The organism is Rhodospirillum centenum SW, assembly GCF_000016185.1.
Lineage (GTDB): Bacteria > Pseudomonadota > Alphaproteobacteria > Azospirillales > Azospirillaceae > Rhodocista > Rhodocista centena.
Map to the genome: position 1 here is coordinate 1,144,880 of NC_011420.2, position 24,145 is coordinate 1,169,024.

At 69.5% G+C, this 24,145-nt stretch carries 36 protein-coding genes and 2 tRNA genes; 35 read left to right on the forward strand and 3 right to left on the reverse strand.

The features are described 5' to 3' along the window. The first annotated feature begins 31 nt into the window (after nt 1–31). A complete protein-coding gene (locus RC1_RS05130; protein WP_148213384.1) occupies nt 32–454 on the forward strand; it encodes a hypothetical protein in 423 nt (140 codons plus the stop codon). A 15-nt stretch (nt 455–469) separates the two neighbouring features. Here RC1_RS05130 and RC1_RS05135 read toward each other — a convergent pair whose 3' ends face one another. Beyond that, nucleotides 470–1,135: an O-methyltransferase gene (locus tag RC1_RS05135; RefSeq protein WP_012566289.1), complete on the reverse strand. Its 666-nt coding sequence runs from the start codon at nt 1,133–1,135 to the stop codon at nt 470–472. A 159-nt stretch (nt 1,136–1,294) separates the two neighbouring features. On the opposite strand from RC1_RS05135, the gene RC1_RS05140 reads away from it, so the two are divergent. The 4 genes from RC1_RS05140 (at nt 1,295) to RC1_RS05155 (ending at nt 2,879) form a co-directional block, all read left to right on the forward strand. Further along, nucleotides 1,295–2,224, forward strand: coding sequence for a DMT family transporter (locus RC1_RS05140; protein WP_041785141.1), 930 nt, complete (start codon nt 1,295–1,297; stop codon nt 2,222–2,224). Nucleotides 2,225–2,327: 103 nt separating this feature from the next. Further along, nucleotides 2,328–2,404 (forward strand) — tRNA-Pro (locus tag RC1_RS05145). Nucleotides 2,405–2,480: 76 nt separating this feature from the next. Beyond that, a complete protein-coding gene (locus tag RC1_RS05150) occupies nt 2,481–2,786 on the forward strand; it encodes an ETC complex I subunit (protein ID WP_012566291.1) in 306 nt (101 codons plus the stop codon). Nucleotides 2,787–2,802: 16 nt separating this feature from the next. Continuing rightward, nucleotides 2,803–2,879: transfer RNA gene (locus RC1_RS05155), tRNA-Arg, on the forward strand. Between the two features lie 386 nt (nt 2,880–3,265). On the opposite strand, the gene RC1_RS21390 is transcribed toward RC1_RS05155, so the two are convergent. After that, entirely contained in the window at nt 3,266–3,841 is a 576-nt protein-coding gene (locus tag RC1_RS21390; protein WP_148213385.1) for a helix-turn-helix domain-containing protein, read from the reverse strand. 167 nt (nt 3,842–4,008) lie between these two features. Between RC1_RS21390 and RC1_RS05165 the strand changes: the two genes are divergently transcribed. Then, entirely contained in the window at nt 4,009–4,317 is a 309-nt protein-coding gene (locus tag RC1_RS05165) for a helix-turn-helix domain-containing protein (protein ID WP_041786063.1), read from the forward strand. A 113-nt stretch (nt 4,318–4,430) separates the two neighbouring features. On the opposite strand, the gene RC1_RS05170 is transcribed toward RC1_RS05165, so the two are convergent. Next, complete coding sequence (locus RC1_RS05170) at nt 4,431–4,730, reverse strand: hypothetical protein (RefSeq protein ID WP_041785143.1); 300 nt, start codon at nt 4,728–4,730, stop codon at nt 4,431–4,433. A gap of 116 nt (nt 4,731–4,846) precedes the next feature. Between RC1_RS05170 and RC1_RS05175 the strand changes: the two genes are divergently transcribed. From RC1_RS05175 to RC1_RS05315, 29 genes are all read left to right on the forward strand, one after another. Further along, on the forward strand, nt 4,847–5,323 hold the full coding sequence (locus RC1_RS05175; RefSeq protein WP_012566296.1) for a hypothetical protein: 477 nt from the start codon (nt 4,847–4,849) through the stop codon (nt 5,321–5,323). After that, nucleotides 5,320–7,452: a Mu transposase C-terminal domain-containing protein gene (locus RC1_RS19920; protein WP_012566297.1), complete on the forward strand. Its 2,133-nt coding sequence runs from the start codon at nt 5,320–5,322 to the stop codon at nt 7,450–7,452. The genes RC1_RS05175 and RC1_RS19920 overlap by 4 nt, the downstream gene beginning before the upstream one ends. Nucleotides 7,453–7,505: 53 nt before the next feature. Next, nucleotides 7,506–8,243 (forward strand): AAA family ATPase, encoded by a 738-nt coding sequence (locus RC1_RS05185; RefSeq protein WP_012566298.1) that lies wholly within the window; start codon nt 7,506–7,508, stop codon nt 8,241–8,243. Nucleotides 8,244–8,245: 2 nt separating this feature from the next. Further along, nucleotides 8,246–8,863, forward strand: coding sequence for a hypothetical protein (locus RC1_RS05190; protein ID WP_012566299.1), 618 nt, complete (start codon nt 8,246–8,248; stop codon nt 8,861–8,863). Continuing rightward, the gene (locus RC1_RS05195) at nt 8,860–9,249 is read left to right on the forward strand and encodes a hypothetical protein (protein WP_012566300.1); all 390 of its coding nucleotides are present in this window, start codon (nt 8,860–8,862) and stop codon (nt 9,247–9,249) included. Before RC1_RS05190 ends, RC1_RS05195 begins: the two co-directional genes overlap by 4 nt. 2 nt (nt 9,250–9,251) lie before the next feature. Further along, nucleotides 9,252–9,545, forward strand: a complete 294-nt coding sequence (locus RC1_RS05200) for a hypothetical protein (RefSeq protein WP_012566301.1) — start codon at nt 9,252–9,254, stop codon at nt 9,543–9,545. Beyond that, entirely contained in the window at nt 9,542–9,844 is a 303-nt protein-coding gene (locus RC1_RS05205) for a hypothetical protein (protein ID WP_012566302.1), read from the forward strand. The genes RC1_RS05200 and RC1_RS05205 overlap by 4 nt, the downstream gene beginning before the upstream one ends. Beyond that, the gene (locus tag RC1_RS05210) at nt 9,841–10,164 is read left to right on the forward strand and encodes a helix-turn-helix domain-containing protein (protein ID WP_041785146.1); all 324 of its coding nucleotides are present in this window, start codon (nt 9,841–9,843) and stop codon (nt 10,162–10,164) included. The genes RC1_RS05205 and RC1_RS05210 overlap by 4 nt, the downstream gene beginning before the upstream one ends. Further along, the gene (locus RC1_RS05215) at nt 10,161–10,370 is read left to right on the forward strand and encodes a hypothetical protein (RefSeq protein ID WP_012566303.1); all 210 of its coding nucleotides are present in this window, start codon (nt 10,161–10,163) and stop codon (nt 10,368–10,370) included. Before RC1_RS05210 ends, RC1_RS05215 begins: the two co-directional genes overlap by 4 nt. Before the next feature lie 93 nt (nt 10,371–10,463). Further along, entirely contained in the window at nt 10,464–11,117 is a 654-nt protein-coding gene (locus RC1_RS05220; RefSeq protein ID WP_012566304.1) for a DUF3164 family protein, read from the forward strand. 10 nt (nt 11,118–11,127) lie between these two features. Beyond that, entirely contained in the window at nt 11,128–11,391 is a 264-nt protein-coding gene (locus RC1_RS05225; protein WP_148213386.1) for a TFIIB-type zinc ribbon-containing protein, read from the forward strand. Beyond that, complete coding sequence (locus RC1_RS05230) at nt 11,384–11,830, forward strand: hypothetical protein (RefSeq protein WP_012566306.1); 447 nt, start codon at nt 11,384–11,386, stop codon at nt 11,828–11,830. The genes RC1_RS05225 and RC1_RS05230 overlap by 8 nt, the downstream gene beginning before the upstream one ends. Before the next feature lie 98 nt (nt 11,831–11,928). Then, entirely contained in the window at nt 11,929–13,110 is a 1,182-nt protein-coding gene (locus RC1_RS05235) for a hypothetical protein (RefSeq protein WP_012566307.1), read from the forward strand. 49 nt (nt 13,111–13,159) lie between these two features. Beyond that, entirely contained in the window at nt 13,160–13,615 is a 456-nt protein-coding gene (locus RC1_RS05240; RefSeq protein ID WP_012566308.1) for a gp16 family protein, read from the forward strand. After that, entirely contained in the window at nt 13,612–13,866 is a 255-nt protein-coding gene (locus tag RC1_RS05245) for a hypothetical protein (protein WP_012566309.1), read from the forward strand. Before RC1_RS05240 ends, RC1_RS05245 begins: the two co-directional genes overlap by 4 nt. Nucleotides 13,867–13,871: 5 nt before the next feature. After that, nucleotides 13,872–14,249 (forward strand): hypothetical protein, encoded by a 378-nt coding sequence (locus RC1_RS05250; protein ID WP_012566310.1) that lies wholly within the window; start codon nt 13,872–13,874, stop codon nt 14,247–14,249. Between the two features lie 130 nt (nt 14,250–14,379). Then, complete coding sequence (locus RC1_RS05255; RefSeq protein ID WP_012566311.1) at nt 14,380–14,940, forward strand: glycoside hydrolase family 108 protein; 561 nt, start codon at nt 14,380–14,382, stop codon at nt 14,938–14,940. A 12-nt stretch (nt 14,941–14,952) separates the two neighbouring features. Continuing rightward, nucleotides 14,953–15,543: a hypothetical protein gene (locus tag RC1_RS19925; RefSeq protein WP_012566312.1), complete on the forward strand. Its 591-nt coding sequence runs from the start codon at nt 14,953–14,955 to the stop codon at nt 15,541–15,543. Continuing rightward, nucleotides 15,540–15,737, forward strand: a complete 198-nt coding sequence (locus RC1_RS05265) for a hypothetical protein (RefSeq protein ID WP_012566313.1) — start codon at nt 15,540–15,542, stop codon at nt 15,735–15,737. The genes RC1_RS19925 and RC1_RS05265 overlap by 4 nt, the downstream gene beginning before the upstream one ends. Nucleotides 15,738–15,741: 4 nt before the next feature. Continuing rightward, nucleotides 15,742–16,161, forward strand: a complete 420-nt coding sequence (locus RC1_RS05270; protein WP_012566314.1) for a hypothetical protein — start codon at nt 15,742–15,744, stop codon at nt 16,159–16,161. After that, nucleotides 16,158–16,463 carry a VpaChn25_0724 family phage protein gene (locus RC1_RS05275; RefSeq protein ID WP_012566315.1) on the forward strand — a complete coding sequence of 102 codons (306 nt, stop codon included), beginning with the start codon at nt 16,158–16,160 and terminating at the stop codon, nt 16,461–16,463. The genes RC1_RS05270 and RC1_RS05275 overlap by 4 nt, the downstream gene beginning before the upstream one ends. Before the next feature lie 13 nt (nt 16,464–16,476). Next, nucleotides 16,477–17,019, forward strand: a complete 543-nt coding sequence (locus RC1_RS19930; RefSeq protein WP_012566316.1) for a DUF3486 family protein — start codon at nt 16,477–16,479, stop codon at nt 17,017–17,019. Beyond that, the gene (locus RC1_RS05285; RefSeq protein ID WP_012566317.1) at nt 17,016–18,569 is read left to right on the forward strand and encodes a terminase large subunit domain-containing protein; all 1,554 of its coding nucleotides are present in this window, start codon (nt 17,016–17,018) and stop codon (nt 18,567–18,569) included. The genes RC1_RS19930 and RC1_RS05285 overlap by 4 nt, the downstream gene beginning before the upstream one ends. Then, on the forward strand, nt 18,569–20,032 hold the full coding sequence (locus RC1_RS05290; protein WP_012566318.1) for a DUF935 domain-containing protein: 1,464 nt from the start codon (nt 18,569–18,571) through the stop codon (nt 20,030–20,032). The genes RC1_RS05285 and RC1_RS05290 overlap by 1 nt, the downstream gene beginning before the upstream one ends. Further along, the gene (locus RC1_RS05295) at nt 20,025–21,248 is read left to right on the forward strand and encodes a phage minor head protein (RefSeq protein ID WP_012566319.1); all 1,224 of its coding nucleotides are present in this window, start codon (nt 20,025–20,027) and stop codon (nt 21,246–21,248) included. Before RC1_RS05290 ends, RC1_RS05295 begins: the two co-directional genes overlap by 8 nt. A gap of 288 nt (nt 21,249–21,536) precedes the next feature. Further along, nucleotides 21,537–22,628 carry a hypothetical protein gene (locus RC1_RS05300; protein ID WP_012566320.1) on the forward strand — a complete coding sequence of 364 codons (1,092 nt, stop codon included), beginning with the start codon at nt 21,537–21,539 and terminating at the stop codon, nt 22,626–22,628. Next, nucleotides 22,628–22,999, forward strand: coding sequence for a capsid cement protein (locus RC1_RS05305; protein WP_012566321.1), 372 nt, complete (start codon nt 22,628–22,630; stop codon nt 22,997–22,999). The genes RC1_RS05300 and RC1_RS05305 overlap by 1 nt, the downstream gene beginning before the upstream one ends. Nucleotides 23,000–23,011: 12 nt before the next feature. Continuing rightward, nucleotides 23,012–23,938, forward strand: coding sequence for a hypothetical protein (locus RC1_RS05310; protein ID WP_012566322.1), 927 nt, complete (start codon nt 23,012–23,014; stop codon nt 23,936–23,938). 11 nt (nt 23,939–23,949) lie between these two features. Further along, nucleotides 23,950–24,144, forward strand: a complete 195-nt coding sequence (locus tag RC1_RS05315; RefSeq protein WP_012566323.1) for a hypothetical protein — start codon at nt 23,950–23,952, stop codon at nt 24,142–24,144. The last annotated feature ends 1 nt before the right edge of the window (nt 24,145 follow it).

Genomic DNA, 24,145 nt, shown 5'->3' on the forward strand with positions numbered 1-24,145 from the left:
CCCTGTCCGGCCGGATGTGAGGGTTGCGCCCGTGGCGGCCATCAGCGACCGCCACGACCGCCGCTCGGGCAGCGATGCGAACCGTCGCCGGCGTGCCCTTTTCGACTTCCTGATGAAGGAGGTCCACGAGATCCGGGAACTGGAGCCTGACCAGAAGGCTCTGGTGCGGGACAATCTGCGTGGATTCGTGCAGCGCCAGTCGCTGCGCTCCCCGGACCAGCCGGTTCCGCCGCCGCCCTCGCCGGAAGAGGCGGCGGACACCGCCGCCGCCGCCATGGCTCCCGCGCCGAGCCCGGAACTGCCGGCGGACGAGCGGGAGAACCGCCGCCGCCTGCGGGAGGAGGTGCGGCGCCTGCTGATGCTGCACAGCGACCGTGCCACCAAGATCGCCGCCTACATCCATGGCCTGATGGTGGCGACGCGCGAGGTGCATGTGGTCGATCTGGACGTCTGATCCGGGGGGCCGGCGTCAGCGTCGCCGCGCCAGGGTCAGGCCGTCGCCGATCGGCACCTGGCAGAGCGAGACCCTTTCGTCCCGCCCCAGCTTGGCGTTCAGCGCCCGGATCGCCTCCGTCCGGGGCGTCGTGTCCGCCGGGTCGGCGACCCGGCCGCTCCAGAGCGTGTTGTCCAGCGCCACGAGCCCGCCCGGCCGGACGAGGCGCAGCGCCTGTTCGTAGTAGGTATCGTAGTTGGGCTTGTCGGCGTCGATGAAGACCATGTCGAACGTCTCCCCCAGCCCCTCGGCCAGCAGCGCGTCGAGCGTGTCCAGCGCCGGCCCCAGCCGCAGCTCGATCCGGTCGGCGATGCCGGCTTCGGCCCAGTAGCGCCGCGCAACCGCGGTCCACTCCTCCGACACGTCGCAGCAGATCAGGCGCCCCTGCGGCGGCAGCGCCAGCGCGCAGGCGAGGGCGGAATAGCCGGTGAAGGTGCCTACCTCCAGCAGACGCACGGCGCCGGTCAGTTCCACCAGCAGCGCCAGGAACTGCCCCTGTTCGGGGGCGATCTGCATCGACGCCTGGCTGCCGAGCGCTGCGGTTTCCTCGCGCAGGCGGGCCAGGACCGCCGGTTCCCGCACCGAGGTGGCGCGGTAATAGGCATAGAGCCGGTCGTCCATCCCGATGGTTCGCGGCGACATCGGACCCTCCCGCGCCGGTGGTGCAGATCACCCATTCATAGGACGCGGCACCTGACCTGTCACCGGCGCAACAATCGGATGCTATCACCGTCCGGGCGGGACCGGGGTCCCGCCGCCGGTGCCATCTCCGCCCGGACGCCCGTCTTCCGGTCCGCCGCCATGTCCTCCAATCCGGTCCTCTACGCCGCCGCCGTGCTGATCTGGGGCTCCACCTGGTATGCCATCGAGTTCCAGCTCGGCGTCGTGGACCCCGCCGTCTCGGTGACGTACCGCTTCGCCCTGGCCGGTTCGCTGATGCTGGGCTGGCTGGCGGTGACGCGGCAGCGCCTGCTGCCGCCGCGCGCCGGCTGGCCCGCCATCCTGGTCACCGGGGTCTTCACCTTCTCGCTGAACTACCTGCTGATCTACAAGGCGACCGGGCTTCTCCCGTCGGGTCTGGTGGCGGTCGCCGGATCGACCCTCAGCCTGATGAACGTGCTGAATTCGCGGATATTCCTCGGCCAGCCGATGCGCCCGGCGGTGCTGCTCGGCGGCCTGATGGGTGTGGGGGGCGTGCTGCTGCTGTTCTCTCCGGAGATCGAGCGACACGGCTGGGTCGGTGGCACGCTGCTGGGCCTGGGGCTGGTCTTCCTGGGGAACTACTGCGCTTCGCTCGGCAACATGGCCGTGTCCAAGGCCCGCCGGGCGCAGGTGCCGCTGGTGGCGGCCACCGCCTGGGGCATGCTGGGCGGCGCCGCCCTGACGGCGCTGACCGCGGTCGTCCGTGGTGTGCCGTTCGATTTCGACCCGTCGCTGCCCTATGTGCTGTCGCTGCTGTACCTCGCCCTGTTCGGGTCGGTCGCCGCGTTCCTCAGCTATTTCACGCTGCTGGGGCGGATCGGGGCGGACCGGGCCGGCTATACGGCGGTGATGACGCCGATCCTGGCCCTGGTCATCTCCACCCTGTTCGAAGACTACCAGTGGAACCTGTCCGCGGCCCTGGGCCTGATGCTGGCGGTGGGGGGCAACATTCTGGTGATGGCGCCGGGGAGCCTGCGGCTGAAGCCCCCGATGGCGGCCGGTAAGGCGGCGGCCGGTGAGGCCGGCTGACCTGCCCCACGCCCGTCCGGACGGACAGTCCGGCCTTGATCATCCGAACGGTCGGGGCCGGTGGCCTTGCCCCGGCCGGGAGCGTGGTGTATCTCCACCATGACGGAGCGTAGCGCAGTCTGGTAGCGCGGCTGGTTTGGGTCCAGCAGGCCGGAGGTTCGAATCCTCTCGCTCCGACCAGCTTCCCGCGCCGGCCCGCTGGCGCACTTCCGGGGTCCACGGGGCCCCTCCCGAGGATGAGAGGCGGCTTGCGGTCATGAAGGTCCGGATCTACCAGCCCAGCAAGACGACGATGCAGTCGGGGCGTGCCAAGACCAGCGGCTGGCTCCTGGAATACGAGATCGAGACACCGCGCCGCGCCGAGCCGCTGATGGGCTGGATTTCCTCGGGCGACACGCTGAACCAGGTCCGCCTGCGCTTCGACAGCAAGGAGGCGGCCATCGCCTTCGCGGAGAAGAAGGGGTGGGCCTGCGACGTGGCCGAGAGCCATACGCGCCGCGTCACGCCCAAGAGCTACGCGGACAATTTCCGGTCGGACCGGCCCCGCATCGGCCGGTTCTGACAGCTCCGGACCCAGGGCGCCCTTAGCTCAGTCGGATAGAGCAACCGCCTTCTAAGCGGTAGGTCACAGGTTCGAATCCTGTAGGGCGCGCCATTTCAGGAAAGAACTCTGCCCCCCTCTGATTGAGTTCGGCTTGACCATTCGGTTCTATTAATCGGATTGCCGCAATAAGGCAGCTGTGACACGACAGATGGTCTTGGAGAGGACCGGGATATTCCGAGAATTACCGGGACGTATCGAGACACCGCAGAAACCCTGGGGTTCGGGGCGCCTTCGGTGGGGACCTGCTCCAAAACCATGTGACGCACCGAAAACGGCCTTTGCGACAGATGGTCGTGGAGGCGCCCCAGGGTCGACGCGGAGGGCGAAAGAGGCCCCGTCGAAGCGGGTGACGGTACCGCGGCGCCCGGCTACCACCAAAGATATTGCCCACCGCTCACGGTGTCGATAGGTTCCAGCCTGCCGCGCTCTGACGATCCTCAGGCCCGGCGTTTACTCTCGGCGCCGACCGGGGCTTCGCGGAGGTCGCGGCGCAGCTGGGCGAGCATGCCCTTCACGGCGACCTTGCGGTCGTTCGGGTCGTCGTAGGCGCCGACCAGGTCGGCGTGCATGCGGGCCGCCTGGCGCCCCAGGTCGCGCGGCGGAAGCCCTACGTTTTCCTCACGATAGACGGCGATGATGCCGTCGACGAGCAGGCCCATCAGGTCCTCGTCGACGGCCACCGCTCGCCCTTCAACCGCCAGCGGAGGCTCAGCCTCTACCGGCGGTGCCGACGCATGCCTGCGCTCCATCGGGACATCACCGCCGGCGAGCCATTCGAGCGAGACGCCGGCGGCTTCAGCCATGCGAGCCATTGCGAAGAATTGCGGTTTCGCCTTCCCGTCGCGCCATTTTCCAATCTGCTCGTCGGTGACGCCGACAATCGTCGAGGTCGCGCGCAGGCCGCCGATCCGTTCAATGGCCGTTGAGAGACGGCTTCCGACTTCCGGGCTGTAACCCGGAACGGCGGCGCTCTTCCCCCTATTCTCTTCCGACTTATCATAAGTGTCTGACATACCACCATTTTCCGCGATACCGACGAAGGACGGCACATCTCGCAAGTCGGAACCGATTTTTCCCGTTGACGCAGCCGTTTAACGTCGGCATTGTCAGAACAGATGTTTTGAATTGACACCGACAAAAACCGGCCCTGCCAGGCCGGCGCGAGATGGAGACGAACCCGATGGCGAAGCGACGTCCGAAGGGCTGGCACAAGGAGGACATCAAGGCGGCGATCCGCAAGCGCGGCACCACCGTGACCGACCTTGCCCTGTCCAACGGCCTGGGCTCCAGCACCTGCCGGGTCGCCCTGAACACCCCGTGCTTCACGGGTGAACAGGTGATCGCCGAGTTCCTCGGCGTTCCGGCGCAAGTGCTGTGGCCCGACCGCTACGAGCCGGACGGCACGCCCCGCCATCCGCGGGTCCGTAACCGTCTGAAGGGTATCCGCAATCAAAACGAATGTGAACGTCAAGAAGCGAGGGCGGCATGAACATCTGCCCTGTCCTTGTCGAACGGCGCCTCCTCGATCTTGTGGCGGACAACGAGCGCAAGGCGCGGGAGCGCATCACAGCGCTCCCGCCCTTCACCGTCGAGCAGATGCGGCTAGTTCTTCGATCCGCCGCCGATGCTGAACGAGTGGCGGAGGATTAGGGTCATGCGCGCAATCTGCTTCGCCGTTTCCGAGCCTTCGCCTTCCGACCGTCGCTCCAGTTCCGCCGCACCGCTCTCCATGCGCGAGACGATGGTCTCAATGGCCGCGTCCGGGAGCGATCCTGCGCGGACCAGTTCCTGCAAGGTATGCACGAGGGCGAAGTGCATGGCCTGGATCGCACCTTCCACTGCCGGTGCTGCATACGCCTGCACCTTCATCTGCAACGCCTTCTCGAATTCGTTCTCGCTCATGGTCAATCCCCTTACTCAAGGTTGTTTGGCGACACCGAGTGTAGGGGATGCGGGCGCGGCCGTCATGGGTTTGCCCATGGCGGCCCGCCCAACCCAAGACCGGGAGCAAGCCTGACATGCGTATCCGGGGGGATGATCGGACGCTCGACCTGCTGAACTGGGAGCCGCCGAAGGTGGTGCACCGCTTCGAGGTCGATCATGTGCGCGCCGCGACCCTGCGGGCGCAGATCTCCAAGGCGGTCGCCGTGGCCCTGAAGGACTGCGGCAAGAACCGCGACGAGGTCGCCCAGGAGATGACCGACTACCTGGGCGAGACCACCGGCAAGAACATGCTGGACGCCTATGCGTCGGAGGCCCGCGAGGACCACGTCATCAACGTGGTGCGCTTCATGGGGCTGGTGCACGCCACCGGCGACATCCGCCTGCTGCAGCTGCTGGCCGAGCCGTTCGGCCTGGCGGTGGTCGAGAAGAAGTACCTGCCCGCCATCGATGAGGCCATGGACGTCGACCGCCGCGAAGCGCTGGCGGCCGAGCTGGACCGCCTGGACCAGCGCATCGCCGTGCGCCGCAAGCACCGCCGGGGGACACCATGAAGGACTGGTTCACGGCGGCCGAGCTGGCCGACCTGCAGCTGCCGGCCATCGCCTCCACCGAGCGCGGCATCCGCGGGCAGGCCACCCGCGGCGGGTGGGAGAGCCGCCAGCGCGCGGCTCGCGGCGGCGGTCGGGAGTATCCCCTTTCGGCGCTGCCCGAGGAGGCCCGCCTGGAGCTCGCCCGCCGGGCGGCGGCCGAGGCCGGCGACTATGAGAAGCCGACCCCGCCGAAGCGCAAGAGCGTCGGCCCGGCGCCGCAGAACGTCAACGTCGCCACGATGCCCGAGAAGCACCTGGCGGAGATGGAGGCCAAGGCGGCCGTGGTGCGCGCCTTCCACGCCTACCGCGACACCTGCGGCCTGGGGCAGGAGAAGGCCCGGCTGGAGTTCTGCGCGCTCTACAGCGAGCGTGTCATCCCGGTGGCGCCGTGGGTCCGCGACCAGGTGCCGCAGGTCAGCAAGAACGCCCTGCGCAAGTGGGAGAAGGCGATGGCCGAGCACGGCCTGGCCGGGCTGGCGCCGCGCTACGGCAACCGCGCCGGCACCGGCATCCTGGACACCGACCAGGAGATGCAGACCTTCGTCCTCGGCCTGCTGGCCGATGCGCCGCACGTGTCATCGGCGCTGGTTTACAAGGGCTTGAAGGCCCGTTTCAGCGACCGTGAGCTGCCGTCCCTGCGGTCGGTGCAGCGCTTCATGGAGCGCTGGAAGGAGCGCAACAAGCAGCTGTTCGAGAAGGTCATGAACCCGGACGCCTGGCGCTCGAAGTACAAGGCCGCCTCGGGCTCGCGGTCGGAGGGCATCATCCGCCTCAACCAGGTGTGGGAGATGGACAGCACACCGGCCGACCTGCTGCTGGCGGACAACCAGCGCCACGCCCTGATCGGCATCATCGACGTGTACTCCCGCCGCCTGCGCCTGCTGGTGTCGCGGACGTCGTCGGCCGCCGCGATCGCCAGCGCCTTCCGCGCCTCCATCATGGCGTGGGGCGTGCCGGAGAGCGTGCGCATCGACAACGGCGCCGACTACATCAGCCGGCACATGCGCCGGGCCTATGACGCCCTGGGCGTCGAGACCGACATCTGCCCGCCGTTCACGCCCGAGAGCAAGCCGCACATCGAGCGCGCCTTCCGCACCTTCAGCCACGACCTGCTGGAGCTGCAGGCCGGCTTCATCGGTCACAACGTTGCCGAGCGCAAGGCGATCGAGGCCCGCAAGTCCTTCGCCCAGCGGCTGATGACGCGGGGCGAGACGGTCGAGATGCGCATGACGCCGGAAGAGCTGCAGAAGTTCTGCGACCAGTGGTGCCAGGACATCTACCAGCACGACCAGCACGGCGGCCTGAACAACAAGACGCCGTTCCAGATGGCGGCGGCCTGGACGGCGCCGATCAAGCGCATCGAGAACGAGCGCGCGCTGGACGTGCTGTTGTCCCCGACAGCCGGCGACGGCTGGCGCGTGGTCACCAAGAAGGGCATCCGCATCGACGGCGCCAGCTTCGACCACCAGTTCCTCGGCGGCATGGAAGGCCAGCGAGTGCAGGTCCTCTTCGACGAGGCGGACTACGGCTTCGTCTATGTCTTCGATGAGGCTGGCGAGTTCGTCTGCAAGGCCATGTGCCCGGAGCGGGTCGGCGTCAGCCGCATCGACGTCGCCGTCGCCCGCAAGGCGCGCCAGAACCAGGTCATCGCCGAGGGCATGAAGCAGCTGCGCAAGGCCAAGAAGGACGCCCGCACCGAGGACGTGGTGGGCGACATCCTGATGGCCCGCGCCGAGGAGGCCGGCAAGCTGGTCACCTTCCCGACCCGCAGCGAGGCGCACACCACGCCGGCCCTGGACCAGGCGGCCCGTGCCGGCCGCGTCCTGCCGGAGCCGCCGCCGGCCCGCACCACCGCCGACCGCGAGCGCCACCTGGCGCTGGTCGAGGAGCTGCGCACGGCGCCGCCGCCGCGTGACGAACGCGCGGAGAAGCGCGCTCGCGTGGAGCGCGCCCTGGAGATCGAACAAAGGCTTGAAGCTGGCGAGGCCGTCGATGCCGACGATCGCCGGTGGTTCGAGGGGTACCGCGATCATCCCGAGTTCCAGACGCAGAAGGAGATGATCGCGGAGTTCGGGCGGATGGTCATCTGACCGCGCCCATGCCGGCCCACTGCCATGGGCTCAACACAGAGGGGTAATACAACATGCCATTGGACCACGAAGTCAACAGCGGAACCATCGCGCCGCTGCGCAACGTGACCCTGTTCAACGAGGTGGTGAAGCGGGTGGTGAACCGCCCGCGCCACCTGCCGGGAATGGCCACCTTCCACGGCTTCTCCGGCTACGGCAAGACGTTTTCGGCAACCTACGCCGCCAACAAGTTCCGGGCCTACTACGTCGAGGTCGGCGAGAGCTGGACCAAGGCCAAGTTCTGCAAGTCGCTGATGATCGAGCTCGGCCTGCAGCCCAAGGGCACCGTCGCCGACATGGTCGACGCCATCATCAATCAGCTGGTGGTGACCGACCGGCCGGTGATCATTGACGAGTTCGACCACGTGGTGCGCCGCCGGTACCACGAGACCATCCGCGAGATCCACGACAAGTCCGGCGCGCCGATGGTGCTGATCGGCGAGGAGATGCTGCCGCAGCAGCTGGCGGCCTCGGAGCGGTTCCACAACCGCATGCTCGACTGGGTGCCGGCGGTGCCGGCCGACGTCACCGACGCCATCGCCCTGGCCGAGCTCTACGCGCCGGAGATCGCCATCGCCGACGACCTGATCGACCACATCGCCCGCCAGGCCGGCGGCCGCGTCCGCCGCATCTGCGTGAACCTGGAGAAGGTGCGGGAGACGGCCCGCTCGGAAGGGTGGGGTTCTGTCGACCTGAAGGCCTGGGGCGACCGCCCGCTGTTCTCCGGCCAGCCGCCGGCGCGTCGGGGGTGAGCATGGGTCGGCATTCGAGCGATACCATGGTCAAGCTGACCATCCGGGTCCCGCGCGGCAACCAGGGCTTCTGGGAGATCATCCGCGAGCTGCGCACCTTCACGATCACGGACATCGACGGCCGGTGCAACACGCACCGCCAGACCATCCGCGACTTCGTCAAGCGCCTGGAGAAAGGCGGGTACGTCCGCGCCGTCGGCAACGTCGAGCACGACGCCATCCAGTACGAGTTGGTGAAGGATCAGCCCGAGGCGCCGCGCCTGCGCCGCGACGGCACCGACGCCCAGGACATGGGGCGCGGTCAGGACCAGATGTGGCGGGCGATCAAGATGCTGGGCGAGTTCACCGCCCGCGACATCGCCATCCACGCCTCGACCGACCAGGTCAAGGTGCGGCTCAACTCGGCGCAGAGCTACCTGAAGCACCTGCACCGCGCCGGCTACCTGATGGTCAGCCGCCCCGCCAAGCCCGGCCATAAGCCGGGCACCGGGGAGATGGCTGCCTACCGCCTGATCCCGAACATGAACACGGGGCCGATGGCGCCGCAGGTCCAGCGCACCGAATGGGTCTTCGACCCGAACCGGCGCCAGGTCATGGGACCCGAGGGGGGAGAGCGATGAACGCCAAGACCGCAACCTTCATGGAGAAGGCCGCCGAGGCATGGGGCGATGCCATGCCGGAGTGGGTAGTTACCCTGGCGACGGCCTGCGACGCGCAGGGCCAGCGCCGGGTGGCCGACATCATCGAGCGCTCTCCGGCGCTGGTGTCCAACGTCATCCGCGGGCGCTACGGCGCCAACGGCTACGCCGGTGACCTGACGGCGGTGGAGCAGGTGGTGCGGGGCGCCCTGATGAACGCGACCCTTAACTGCCCTGTCCTGGGGGAGATCGGCCTCAACCGCTGCCAGGACGAGCGGACGCGCCCCTTCACGGCGACGTCGAGTATGCGGGCACGGCTCTATCGGGCCTGCCGCCAGTGCCCCCACAACCAGAACGCGGGAGGGTGATCATGGTGACCAACCGACTGCGCGCCCTGGCGCAGCAGATCCGCATCCAATCGCAGCAGCACCCGGTGGCGCAGGCCGTCCTAGCCGACCGCCTGGCCGCGGCGGCCGAGGAGGCCCCGGCCCCTGTCGCCGACCGGCTGCGCGAGACCGCCGCCGGCGTCCTCGCCCTGTCGAAGGCGAGGCCGTGGGACCCGATGACACAGGCCGAGCGTGAGCAGCTCGCCGACTTCCTCGACCTGGCCGCCGGCAGTGCCGAGCGGGTGGCGGTTCGCCAGGCCGCCGGAGGTGCGGCATGAGCAAGACCGTGAAGCCCGTCACCGAGTTCAAGATCGGCGATGCCAGCGCCCGCACCATCGCCGTGGTGGGTGCGCCCACTGCCCTGGTGCTGATCGCCCTGGTCGGCGACGACACCTACCACGTGGTCGACCAGCTGCTCGACGGGACGCTGCGTCACCGCCTCGGGCCGATCAGCTCGCAGACCGCGCTCGATGCCGTGCAGCGCGTGATCGCCGGGCGGGAGCGGTCGATCACCGGCGACAGCCTGGCCGCCGTCGCCGGCCTGGTGGGCATCGCCGCCCAGGGAGGTGCGCTGTGAGCCAGCCCATCGCCATCATCGCCGCCCGGACGGCGGAGGCCTTCGGGGTGCCGCTGTCCGAGATGGTCAGTGAGCGGCGGACCCGCGACGTCGTCGTCGCCCGCCACGTGGCCATGACCCTGGCGCGCAAGCTGACCCCGGCCAGCTACCCGCGCATCGCCAGGGCCTTCAAGCGCGGCGACCACTCCACGGCCATGCATGCCGAACGGGCGACCGCGGTGCGCATGGAGCGGGACCCGGAGCTCGCGCGCAAGGTCGACGAGCTGTTCGACCGCCTGAGCTACGAGCTCAACGCCGTCCACGGGAGGCCGCAGTCATGAGCCGTCTGCAGTTCGCCCACATCCCCGGCATGGGGCCGGCCGGCAAGACCTGCCGCGTGTGCCGCCACTGGAACACCGACAGCCACAAGGAGCGCGTCTGCGCCAAGGCCGCCGAGCTCTCGGGCAAGCGGCTGGAGGACCTGACGCCGGTCTCCGGCGGCACGTGCGCCTGCAAGTACTGGGAGGAGCGCAGTGAGACACCCTGAGTACCTCGTTGCCTGCCGGACGGTGACCGCCCCGCGGCCCGTTCGGGGCTACTTCAAACGCCTGTTCAACCGCCTGTTCAAGAGGGTTCAAGCATGACCGAGAGCAACCTGATCACCCTGCCCACCCCAGCCGTCGACGCGCCGGCCGGCTTCGTCATGGACGCCAAGGGCCGCCTGGTGCCCGAGACCAGCATCAAGGCTCACGAGCAGCTGGAGGACCAGATGGTCCGCAAGGTGCTGAGCTACGCCGTCGAGCTGGCCAACCAGATCCGCCGCTTCAAGGGCCACGTCTTCGCCGACGCCAACAGCTACATGAGCCTCGCCGAGGAGGAATACGGCGTCTCCAAGCGCGGCGCCAAGGGCAAGGGCAACGTCACCTTCACCACCTACGACGGCCTCATGAAGTTTCAGATCGCCGTCGCCGACCGCCTGACCTTCGGGCCGGAGCTGCAGATCGCCCGCCAGCTGTTCGAGGAGTGCATCGTCGACTGGGCAGAGGGCGCCCGGCCGGAGTTGCGCGTGCTGGTCGACGGCGCCTTCCAGACCGACAAGGAGGGCAACGTCAGCCGCGACGCCATCTTCCGTCTGCTGCGCATCGACTTCGACGATGCCCGGTGGAAGCGCGGCCAGGACGCCATCCGCGACAGCATCCGCATCATCGGCTCCAAGAGCTACGCCCGCTTCTACGTTCGCGAGAACCAGGAGGCGCAGTGGCGCTCGGTGCCGATCGACCTGGCCGCCGCGTGAGGGGGTCGCCGTGAGCATCGAATGCAGGTCGGACGTCATCTGCCCTGTGTGCGGTCATCCCGATTGGGACACCTTCGAGGCCGAGGCCGGCGAGCATGTCTGCGCCGGCTGCGGCAACCCGTTCTGGCTGACCATCGAGACCGAGCATCTGTTCGTGACCGAGACGATCGAGGACCACCTGGTCGCCATCGGCAGGAAGCAACCGCAGCCCCTGGAGCTGACGCCCTTGGAAGAGGCGATCGCCAGGGCCGAGAGAGGGTTCGCCAATGTTTGAGATCATCCCACCGAAGACCGGGCTCAAGTCCCGGCCCGTCGGCGCCGGCGAAGTGGCCATCAGCGTCCGGCGCGGACCCGCCCACCGGGGTCATGTCCTGACCTTCTCCATGGGCCAGGACCTGGCCATCGCGCTCGACTGGCGCGACGGCACCAAGGTCGTTGTCGCCTGGGGCCGCGACAAGGCGCTCGGCAAGGTCAAGATCGGCCCGGCCGTCGGTGACGGCCCGAACTGGGAGGTGCGCGGCAACAAGGCGCGCGACGTCTTCAAGGTCTACACGGGCGCCCTGCCGGAGACCTTCTCCGGCGAGCTCTACAGCGGCAAGCGCGTGGTGCACGAGGTCATCAAGACGGCCGCCACCGAGCCGGCGCCGTACCTGGTGGTGACCTTGCCCAAGGGCTTCCACGAGGACCTGGTCAGGGCGATGGCCCATGCCTGAGCGCGAGACCGAGGACGGCTTCAATCCGTGGGGCAACGGCCCGGTGCCTGTGATGCCGCGCCAGCCCGAACCGAACGACACCGAGGGGGAATGACATCATGAAGACCATCGACATCAACGTGAGCGGCCCGGTCGGCTGCGGCAAGTCCGCCATCCTGGCCATGATCGAGCGCGAGCTGCGCCGCCAGGGCTTCGCCTTCCGCTACGCCAATCCGGCCGAGGATGTGCCCGAGAAGAACCTGGCCGACGTGGTCGGCGAGCTGGCTGGCCTCGACCGCGGCGCCGTCGCCTTCGTCCTGCGCAGCGACGGCGGGGCGGCGGTGGACGGCTCGACCGCACCGCTCGGCGTCGGCTACACGCCCGGCAAGGGGTGGCGTCGCCTCGGCCTCGGCGACGGGCGCGACATCGGCGCCAACCGCCTGTTCTCCGGCATCGAGCCGCGGACGGTCGATGGTCAGGAGGTGGTGGCCATCCCCGCCTTCCACTACCGCGTCGAGAGCGACGACGCCGGCTTCCGGCTGTGGCTGTCGGCCCAGCCGCGCGACGGCTACACCCGACACCCGGCCTTCATGCTGGACGGCGCGCCCATGGACGAGATCCTGGTCGGCGCCTACGAGGCATCCGGCGGCGACGTCGCCGCATCGCAGCGCGGCGAGAAGCCGATGGTCAACGTCTCTCTGCCCGAGATGCGGAACGCCTGCGCCGCCCGTGGCGAGGGCTGGGGCCTGTGGTCCATCTACGAGCTCGCCGCCATCCAGATGCTGGCCCTGGTCGAGGTCGGCCACCCGGACCTGCAGGACGCCATCGGCCGGGGCAACGTGTCGGGCTCCGGCGCCGTTCCCGGCGGCTCCACCAGCGCCGCCTGGCGCGGGCTGCATGAGCTGTGGGGCAACGTCTTCCACTGGGTCGACGGCCTGCGCGTGTCCGCCGCCGGCGACATCGAGGCCTGGGACCTGGCCGGCCGCCGCGAGTGGGTCAACACCGAGATCCGCTCGCAGCTGGTCGAGGAGGGCGGGTGGCCGACCGCGTTCCACGCCGAGCCGGAGATCGACGCGCTCCTGCTGCCGTGCGCCGTCACCGGCGACCGCGACCAGGCGATGGTCCGCGACTATCACTTCGGTGCCTGGGAGGACGTCGAGAGCTACCCAATCCACGGCGGCAGCTGGGGCAGCGGGTCGTACGCGGGCCTCTTCAGCCTGACCCTGAACAACGCCCCGGCGAACTCGTGCACGAACATCGGTGGCCGCCTCGCGAAGCGTGTCCGGTCCTCGGCCAACTGAGTTCTGCCGGCGGCGCCGGCAGGCGCCGCCCTACCATGGGAGGGTGATCATGAGTGCAGCCAAGAAGAACCCGACCCGGCTGGCCCTGATCAAGAAGGTTCACGTCGCCGCCCGCCAGCTGGCGCTGACCGACGACTGCTACCGCTCCGTCCTGGCGCGGGCCACCGGCGGCAAGGCCTCGACCAAGGCCATGAGCATCATCGAGCTGGAGGCGGTGGTCCGCGAGTTCCGCCGCCTCGGCTGGAAGGACCAGCCGGCGCGCAAGGCCGGCACCCGGCCCCAGGCCGACACCGAGCAGGCCCGCAAGGCGCGGGCGCTGTGGCTGGCTCTGGCCAACATGGGCGTCCTGCGCGATGCCTCGGAGGCGGCGCTGGCCCTGTGGGTGAAGCGCCAGACCGGCGTCGACGCGCTCCAGTGGCTCGGGCCGGAAGAGCTCAACCAGGTGATCGAGGCGCTCAAGTCCTGGGTCGCCCGCGAACGCGCCAAGAGGGAGGCAGGCCGATGAGCAAGTTCCGCCGCAAGCACCAGCGCCGCGGCCGGTACGCCGCCAGCCAGGAGGCGGCGCCGCTGCTGGCCCACATGCCGACGGCGCAGGGTATGCACGACGCTCTGGTCGGTGGCGGCTTCGTCCTGGCCAAGAGCGTCCGCCCCTACCTGCGGACGGACGGCCTCATGTCCATCCGCTTCGTGTGGCGTCTGCGCCACCAGGGCGGCACCACCTCCGTCACCTACACCGAAGTCCTGCGGGTGGGATGATGTCCATGACGCCGATCGTGTCGATGCAGCTGGCCGAGATCGCGGAGGTCGTGGGCGTGCCCGCAGCCCTGCGGCTGGCCGATGCGTTCGGCGGTCAGGAGGGGTGCAACGTGCCGAAGACCCCGCGGCGGGATCACCCGTGGGTCGAGCCGCTGGGGTGGGAGCCCTTCGCGGCGCTGTGCGAGGCCTACGGCGGATGCCGCATCACCATCCCGCGCAACGCCTTCGCCAAGACCATCAAGTCGAAGATGGCGGAGCTGAAGCGGCAGGGCTACTCCCATCGTGCCATCGCCCGTCGCCTCAAGTGCACCGAGCGGTATGTCCGCATGGTCATGAACGGCGGCCAGGACGATCGCCAGGCCTGCCTCTTCGCGGACGATTGACGCCGGGCCGGCGAGATAGAATACTCCTCCGCAGTTCCGTCGGAGGTGGTGCCCGGAAGATCTTCCGGGCATTACTACAGGACAGTCGCAGCGATCATCCCCTCAGGTACTCAAGCCTGAGGGGTTTTTCGTGTCCGACAGCCTATTCCAGCACGCGCTCGACGTCGTGCTCGCCCACGAGGGCGGCTTCGTCAACGACCCCGTCGATCCGGGCGGCGCCACCAACTGGGGCATCTCGCTGCGCTGGCTGGCCAGCGCGGGCGAGCTCGACCTCGACGGCGACGGGTCGCCCGACGGTGACCTCGACCTGGACGGCGACATCGACGTCGACGACATCCGCGCCATGACCCGCGAGGACGCGGCCTTCTTCTACCGCGCCCACTGGTGGGACCGTCACGACTACGGCGCCCTCCACCTGACGGTCGCCACCAAGGTCTTCGACCTGGCCGTCAACATGGGGTCGCCGCAGGCGCACAAGCTCCTGCAGCGGGCCTGCCGCGCCTGCGGCAAGGAGATCGCCGACGACGGCATCATCGGCCCCGTCACCCGCGCCACCGTCGCCGGCATCCCGCCCGAGATGCTGATCCCGCCGCTCCGTGAAGCCGCCGCCGGCTTCTACCGCCAGCTCATCGCCGTGCGTCCCCAGCTCGCCAAGTACGAGCGCGGGTGGCTCAAGCGCGCCTACTACTGAGGAGGACCCAACGTGTCCGAGATCGACAGCAAGCCCTGGTATCTGTCCCGCACCATCATCGGCGTGCTGGTCACGCTGATCGCCCAGCTGCTGAGCCGGTGGGGCTACGAGCTGACGCCCGCCCTGCGCGGCGACCTGGTTGACGTCATCCTCGACCTGGTGTCGGTCGGCGGCGCCGGCCTGGCTATCTTCGGCCGGGTGAAGGCGTCCAAGCCCATCGCCAAGCCGAGCGTGGGGGCGGCCAAGATGCTTCTTGCCGCCATGCTTCTGGGTGGCCTGGCCGTCGGCGGGCCGGTCGCCTGCGCGTCATACACCGTGACACAGGCCGAGCAGGCGACGCCGGCGCAGACCGTCTATGCCATCCAGGCCGACTACAACGCCGCTCTCGCGACGGCGGCATCCTACATCGAGAGCTCGAGCGCCGACCCCGACGTGGTCGATGTAATCCGCACGCTCGATGCCGCCGCCTACGACGCCCTTCAGGAGGCGCAGGGCGCGGCCCGCTCCGGCGGCAGCGCCGCCACGGCGGCGGCCGTCTCCGCCGCCCGGTCTGCCGTCGCAGCACTTGCCGAGTATCTGGTCAGCAAGGAGATCATCCGATGAACGTGGCGCAGCTCATCCTGCTCGGCATCCAGATCGCCGAGGCCATCGCCGCTGGCGTGCCGGAGGCCATCGAAGCCAAGAAAGCCATCGACCGCATGCTGGCCGAGAACCGCGACCCGACCGACGAGGAGTGGTCGGCGCTCAACGCCGCGACGGCCGCGCTGCACCGCCGCGTCCAGGGCGAGGAGCGGTGACCACATGGCTGACTTTCTGGGTACCTGGGGGTGGCTCGCCGCCATCGTCACCAACCTGTTCATCGCCTGGGTGGGGTGGTCGCTGCGTCACCAGTTCGTGACCCGTGACGATCACGCGCAGGCCCTGCAGGCGATGACCAAGCATCACGAGGATCAGGTGGCGAGCGTGGCCGAGCGTGCCCAGAAGGCGGCCGAGGCGGCCGATCATGCCGCCCGCCGCGCCGACCAGGTGGCGGCGGAGTTGGCGACCATGCCGTCACGCGACGAGGTGCACAAGCTGCACCTCTCGGTCACCGAGCTGTCCGGCCGCATCGAGCGCTTTGGCGAGCGGCTGGACGGGTCCCGCGAGAGCATGTCGCGCTTCCAGCGCGTGCTCGACCGCGTCGAAGACTTCCTGCTGAAGAACGGGGGGCGCCCGGCATGAGCTACAAGGACTTCGTGGCGGAGGACCGCCGCCTGGTCATCCTGAAGCTGCTGGAGGAAGACCCCGGCGGCAGCCACAACCATGCGGTCCTGCAGGAGGCCCTGCGCCGCTGGGGGCACACCGTCAGCCGCGACGTCGTGAAGTCCGACCTGGCGTGGCTGGCCGAGCAGGCTCTTGTCTCCGTGCAGCTGGTGGGCGACGGCGATCCCTACCACGTGGCCACCATCACCGACCGCGGCTGTGACGTCGCTACCGGCGCCGCCACCGTGCCGGGCGTCAAGCACCCGCGCCGGCGCGCCTGAGGAGAGCCTCCGCATGGGTCGGAAGTCCACCATCGCCCGCCTGCCGGCCGAGGTCCGCGAGCTGATCGGGGCGCTGCGCAAGCAGGGCCGCACGCTCGACGAGATCATGGAGAAGCTCCAGGAGCTCGACGTCCAGGTCTCGCGTGCCGCCCTCGGCCGCCACACCAAGCAGATCGACGCCATCGCCGACCACATGCGCAAGTCGCGCGACATGGCGCGCGCCCTGACTGAGCGCTTCGGCGACGAGGGCATCGGCGACCTGGCGCGCTACAACCTCCAGGTCGCCCACGGCCTGCTGATGCGGCTGATGATCTCGGAGGAGGGCGAGCCCATCCAGCTGGATGCCAAGGAAGCCATGTTCCTCACCTCGGCCATCAAGAACGTGACGGCCGCCGCCAAGGCCGATGCCGACCGCGAGACCAAGGTCCGCGCCCAGATCGCCGCCCAGGCGGCCGAGGTGGCAGAGGAGACGGTCGCCGAGCTGAAGAAGGTGGGGATGTCGGCCGAGGGCGCCGAGGCCATCCGCGCCCGCATCCTGGGGGTCGCCGGGGCATGAGCGACCAGGCCGCGCCTTTCGTCCTACTCCCCTACCAGCAGCGCTGGATCGCCGACCGCTCGCCGGTCAAGGCGGCCGAGAAGAGCCGCCGCGTCGGCCTCACCTGGGCCGAGGCCGCCGACGACGTGCTCATCGCCGGCCTGGCGGCCGACGACGGTGGGGATGATGTCTGGTACATCGGCTACAACCAGGACATGGCGCGCGAGTTCATCGAGACCTGCGCCGACTGGGCGCGGCATTTCGCGACCGCCGCCGAGGCCATGGAAGAGGTGCTGGTCGATGACGAGGACAAGGATATCCTCGCCTTCCGCATCCGCTTCGCGTCGGGCCACAAGATCACCGCCCTGTCGTCACGGCCCTCCAACCTGCGCGGCAAGCAGGGTGTGGTGGTCATCGACGAGGCGGCCTTTCATCCCGACTTGAAGGAGCTGTTGAAGGCGGCTTTCGCGCTGCTCATCTGGGGCGGCCGGGTACGCATCATCTCGACCCACGACGGGGTGGAAAACGCCTTCAACGAGCTGTGCGAGGACATCCGCGCCGGCCGCAACAAGTACAGCCTGCACCGCATCACCTTCGACGAGGCGCTCTCCGAAGGTCTCTACCGGCGCATCTGCCTGGTGCGCGGCGTTGAGTGGTCGCCGGAGATCGAGGCCGAGTGGCGCCAGGAGATCATCGACTTCTACGGAGACGGCGCCGACGAGGAGCTCTTCTGCATCCCGAAGGCCTCGGGCGGCCGGTACATCCCGCGCGCCCTGATCGAGGCGCGGATGGACGAGGTGGTTCCCGTCCTGCGGTGGGTCCAGGCCGACGACTTCGTCGACCAGCCCGACCACATCCGCGAGGCCGACTGCCGCGAGTGGCTCGACCTCACGGTGCGGCCGCACCTGCTGCGGCTGTCCGGCACCGAGCGCACCTTCTTCGGCGAGGACTTCGGCCGGTCGGGCGACCTCACGGTCATCTGGCCGCTGGTGCTGGAGCAGAACCTGGTGCGCCGCACGCCCTTCATCATCGAGATGCGCAACATTCCGTTCCGCCAGCAGGAGCAGGTGCTCTTCTACCTGGTCGACCGCCTGCCCCGGTTCTCGGGCGGCAAGCTCGATGCACGCGGCAACGGCCAGTATCTGGCGGAGGTGGCGCGCCAGCGCTACGGGTCGCAGCTGATCGAGCAGGTGATGCTGTCGGAGGGCTGGTACCGCGACAACATGCCGCGCCTGAAGGCGGCCTTCGAGGACGGCACCATCACGCTGCCGAAGGATGCCGACGTGCTCGACGACTTCCGGGCGATCGAGGTGGTTCGGGGCGTGGCGCGCGTGCCCGACAGCGCCAGGACCAAGGGGCGCAACGGGCAGCGGCACGGCGACGCCGCCATCGCCGCCGCCCTGGCCTACGCGGCCTCCGAGGATGACGCCGGCCCGATCGACGCGACGGTCGCCGGCGACGTCCGCCACGGCTACCGGGGCTTCGCCGAGGATGGCGGCGAGGCTGGACAACCGACCGACCGCGGCTTCGGCACGCTGGGCGGGCTCAACGACTTTGAAGGGTTCATGTGATGGCGGAGCGTCCGATCTACGAAGAGATCGCCACCAGCGGCGACGGCGAGGACATCACGGCCGGCTACGTCGACGAGCTGCGCCGCCCGCGCGACGAGATCCTGCGCACCAGGGGCGGCGGGTCGCTGGCCATCTACGAGCGCCTCAAGCGCGACGACCAGGTGCAGAGCTGCTTCCAGCAGCGCGTCAACGCCGTGGTGTCCCGCGAGTGGTTCGTCGAGCCGGGCGGACCGAAGCGCCTGGACAAGAAGGCGGCCGAGTTCGTCGAGCAGCAGCTGCGGCGCATCCGCTTCGACAACGTCACCAAGAAGATGCTGAACGGGGTGTTCTACGGCTACGGCGTCGCCGAGTGCATGTGGGCGGCCGAGGGAGCCCAGATCGTGCTCGACGATGTCCGCGTCCGCCGGGCCGGCCGGTTCCGCTTCGGCAAGGACGGCACGCTGCGCCTCCTGGCCAAGGGGCATCCCGAGGGCCTGGTCATGCCTGACCGCAAGTTCTGGACCTACTCCGCCGGCGCCGACGACGACGATGATCCCTACGGCCGCGGCCTGGCCTACTGGCTCTACTGGCCCGTCTGGTTCAAGCGCAACGGCCTGAAGTTCTGGGCGATCTTCATGGAGAAGTTCGCCGCCCCGACCGCCAAGGGCACGGTGCCGAAGGGCGCCACCCAGGAGGAGCGGGAGAAGCTGCTCGCCGCCCTGCGCGCCATCACCATGGACAGCGCCCTGGTGGTGCCCGAGGGGACGCAGGCCGAGCTGCTGCAGGCGGCCAAGTCCTCGGCCGGCGACTATGCCACCTTCTACCGGCTCATGGACGCCGCCATCGCCAAGGTCGTCCTGTCGCAGACCATGACCACCGACAACGGCTCCAGCCGCGCCCAGGCCGAAGTGCACGAGGACGTCAAGCTGGAGGTCGTGAAGGCCGACGCCGACCTCATCTGCGAGAGCTTCGCCGACCAGGTGGTGCGCTGGCTGGTCGACTGGAACTTCCCCGGCGCCGCCTATCCGGCGGTGTGGCGCGACGTCACCGAGCCCGAGGACCTGAAGGCCCGCGCCGACCGCGACAAGGTGATCTACGACATGGGCTACACGCCGACGCAGGAGTACGTCGACGAGACCTATGGCGAGGGCTTTCTCCTGCGCCAGGTATCGCCGCCGGCGCCGCCGGCCGGGCAGCTACCCGCGCCCACCCCTGCCGCGCCCGCCGCCTTCGCCGAGGGCGACGATGAGCGCGACGCCGTCGACGACCTGGTCGACCAGCTCGACGAGGTGGCGGCGCCGGCCATGGGCGCCTGGATCGACGAGGTCGCCCGCGTGCTCGATACCTCGACCTCGATCCCGCAGGCCATCGAGCGCCTGGAGGCCCTGTACCCGGACCTGTCCCTCGACGCCCTGGCGGCGGCGATCGGCGACGCCATGACGGTCGCCGACCTCTCCGGCCGCGCCGAGGCAGTCGATGCCTGACGTCCTGCCGCAGGGCCTCCCGTTCGAGGAGGCGGCCGACTACTTCCGCCAGAAGGTCGACCTCCCGACGGAGGCCTGGACCGACCTGCGCGAGGACATGCACGCGCGCGCCTTCGTGGTGGCCGGCGCAAAGAAGGCCGCCCTCCTGGCCGACTTCCGCCAGGCCCTGCAGGCGGCCCTCGACGACGGCGAGACGCTGGCCGACTTCCGCAAGCGCTTCGATGACATCGTCGCCCGCCACGGCTGGAGCTACAAGGGCGGCCGCGGCTGGCGGACGCGGGTCATCTACGACACCAACCTGAGGATGGCCCAATCGGCCGGGCGCTGGCAGCAGATCATGCGTCGCGCCGCGGCGGCCGAGGCGCAGGGTCAGGTCGTCTACATCCGCTACCTGGCCATCCTCGATGGCCGCACCCGCCCCGCCCACAAGGGCTGGAACGACGTGGTGCTGCCGTCCGACCATCCCTTCTGGCGCACCCACTACCCGCCGAACGGCTGGCGGTGCCGCTGCTCCGTGCAGATCCTCACCGAGCGCCAGTTGGCGCGCTACGGCATCAAGGTCACCGAGCAGCCGCCGCCGGTCGAGATGCAGCCGCGCACCGTCAACACGCCGTCGGGCCCCGTCTCATGGCCGACGCCGGCCGGTATCGACACCGGCTTCGGCTACAATGTCGGCCGCGCCGCCTGGGGCTCGCGCATGGATGCCCAGGCCATGGCCGGATGGAAGGAGGGCGGCAAGGACGCCTTCGAGCCCCTGACGCCGCCAGGCGCGCCGCCGGCGAAGAGTCTGGCACCGGCGCCGGCGCCGGCCGCTCCGCTGCCCTCCACCCTGCCGGCCGACCGTCTGGCCACCGTCCAGGGTGTGCTGGGTGGAGCAGAGAAGATCGTCAAGGCGCCCGACGGAGCGCGCGTGTCCTTGACGGCGCAGGCCCTTGCGGACACTCTCCCGGACGAGCGGCTGCGCGTCCTGCCTCTGGTCGAGGATGTTGTCGCCGATCCGGGCGAGACCTGGTTCAGCTTCGAGCGCCACAAGGAGGCCGGCAAGGTCCGCTTGCGCCGGCGCCAGGTGAAGGCCTTCGAGCTGCCGGACGGCACCACGGTCGAGGTCGGTGTGCAGCTGGTCGACGGCCGTCTGGAGTGGGTCCTGCTGGGCGACGACGAGATCGCCGCCGCCCGCTCCGGCATCCTCCTGCAGGGGGTAAGCCGAGCGAAGTAGGAAAACGCCCTCAGGAGCTTCAGGATGAGCGTGACGCCTTCCGGGGTAGCTCGACACCACGAAAGATGCTCGCGCGCATCTAGACCCGTTTAAGCCCCCTTTAACGTCGATCCTGCGCGCGTGTTATTGGCGGGTGTCCAGATCGCCCGCTTGACCAGGTCCCCGCCGCCGCGCATGCTGGCGGCGTCGCGACCCCGCGCCCCTTGCCCGGAATAGTTTCCGGGCAGTACCCCTTCCGATGCAGACCGAGAATGCCCCACGACCTTCAATGACGTGGGGCTGCTTCCCGTGCCTAACATCGAGATCTTCCGCGCCGGCCGCCACACGGCCATGAGCGGCGAGACCCTGAGCTTCAGCGACGCCGACCTCGACGGCACCGTGTCGTCCTACGACCCGGCGGTGCACGAGGCCCCGGTGGTCATCGGCCATCCCAAGCACGACGCCCCGGCCTACGGCTGGGTCAAGGGTCTGCGCCGCGACGGCGACAGCTTGCTCGCCGGCGTCGACCAGCTGGAGCCCGGCTTCGCGGAGATGGTCCGCGACGGCCGCTTCAAGAAGGTCTCCGCCAGCTTCTACAAGCCCGACAGTCCCTCGAACCCCAAGCCGGGCAGCTACTACCTGCGGCACGTCGGCTTCCTGGGGGCGCAGCCGCCGGCCGTGAAGGGCCTGGCGCCGATCGAGCTGTCGGACGACCCCGAGCAGGCGGTGACCATCGAGTTCGGCGAGATCAGCGGCTACACGGTCGGCGACCTGTTCCGCGCCATGCGCGACTGGATGCTGACCAAGTTCGGCCAGGAGGACGCCGACCAGGCGCTTCCGGCCGGTCTCGTGACGTCCCTGCAGGAGCAGGCGGCGCAACCCGAGGGGGCGCCGTCCCCCGCCTTTAGCGAACCCACGGACGACAAGGAGACGAAGCCCGTGACGGACAAGCCGAAACAGCCGGCCGTCGACGCCGACGAGCTGGCCCGCCGGGAGGCGGACCTGCGCAGCCGCGAGGCTGCCTTCGCCGAGCGCGAGCGCGAGCAGCGCCGCGCCGAGAACGCGAGCTTCCTTGAAGGGCTCGTGAAGGAGGGCCGCCCGCTGCCCTGCGCCCAGGACACCCTGCTCGCCTTCATGGACCACCTCGGCGGCGCGACCGTCGACTTCGGCGAGAGCGAGCAGCGCGACCCGCTGACGGTCTTCAAGGACGAGGTGCTGGCCAAGCTGCCCAAGCGGGTGGACTTCGGCGAGAAGGCTCCGGCCGACGGCGCCGATGACGCGGTCGACACCGCCGAAGAGATCACCCGCCGCGCCCTGGTCTACCAGGAGGAGCAGCGCAAGTCCGGCATCCAGGTCAGCGTGACCGAGGCCGTCCGCCACGTGACGAAGGAGAAGTCGTGATGAGCAACCCCGGCCTGATCAAGGCTTTCAAGGCCGGCGCGGCCATCGCTGCCCGGCGTGTCGTGAAGTTCGAGGCCGACGGCGACGTCGTCCAGGCCGCCGCCGCCACTGATGCCGTGATCGGCGTCTCCGACCTCGGCGCCGCCGCGGCCGGCGATACCGTCGACGTGATCCTCTCCGACACCGCCGCGGTCGAGTACGGCGGGCCGGTGACCTTCGGTGCGCCGCTGACCGCCGACGCCGACGGCAAGGCCGTCGTCGCCAGCCCGGCGGCCGGCGCCAACAACTGGATCATCGGCCAGGCCATGGTCGACGGCGTCGCCGGCGACATCGGCCTGGTGCACATCGCCAAGTCCCAGATGCAGGGCTAAGGAGAGCGCCCCATGAAGCACCCGTTTCCCACTGATCCGGCGCTGACCGCGATCGCCATGGCCTACACCAACGGGGCCATGATCGCCGACCTGGTCCTGCCGCGCGTCCCCGTCGGCAAGCGCGAGTTCAAGTACTACGAGCACGACATGGCTGAGGGCTTCACCGTCCCGGACACCCGTGTCGGCCGCAAGTCGCGCCCCGGCCAGGTCGAGTTCACCGCCGTCGAGAAGACGTCGTCCTGCGACGACTACGGCCTCGACGACGCGGTGCCCCAGGACGACATCGACAATGCCCCGACCAACTACGACCCGCGGGGCCGCGCCGTCGAGGGCATCACCAACCTGATCCTGCTCGATCGCGAGGTCCGCACCGCCGACGTCGTCTTCGACGCCGCCACCTACCCGGTCGGCCACAAGGAGACCCTGGCGGGCACCGAGCAGTTCTCCGACTTCACCAGCTCGACGCCGATCAAGGTGATCAGCGAGGCGCTGGACGGCCCGATCATGCGGCCGAACGTCATGGTCATCGGCCAGCCCGCCTGGACCATCCTGCGCCAGCACCCCGACATCGTGAAGGCGACCAAGGGCAACAGCGGCGACAAGGGCATGGCGGCGCGCCAGGCCGTCGCCGAACTGTTCGAGCTCGAGGAGCTGATCGTCGGCCAGGGCTGGGTCAACACCGCCCGCCCCGGCCAGGTCACCAACTACCAGCGCGTCTGGGGCAAGCACATCGCCCTGCTGCACCGCGACCGCAACGCCGACACCCGCCAGGGCGCCACCTTCGGCCTGACCGCCCAGTTCGGCGGCCGTGTCGCCGGCTCCTGGCAGGATCGCAACATCGGCCTTCGGGGCGGTGAGTATGTTCGCGCCGGCGAGAGCGTGAAGGAGCTGATCACCGCTCCGCACCTCGGCTACTTCCTCGAAAACGCCGTCGGCTAAGGAGGCGCGTCATGCCGAAGTACGAAGTCGTGAGCGCCGTCCGTGCGGCCGGCAAGCTGCACCGCGAGGGCGAGATCGTCGAGCTGGACGAGGTGGTCGCCGACGGCCTGGTCGATCTCGGGCGCCTGGCGCCCGCGAAGGCCGCGGCCAAGCCGGCCGGCAAGGCCGGCGCCAAGAGCGACGAGGGTGAGCCCGACAAGGGCTGAC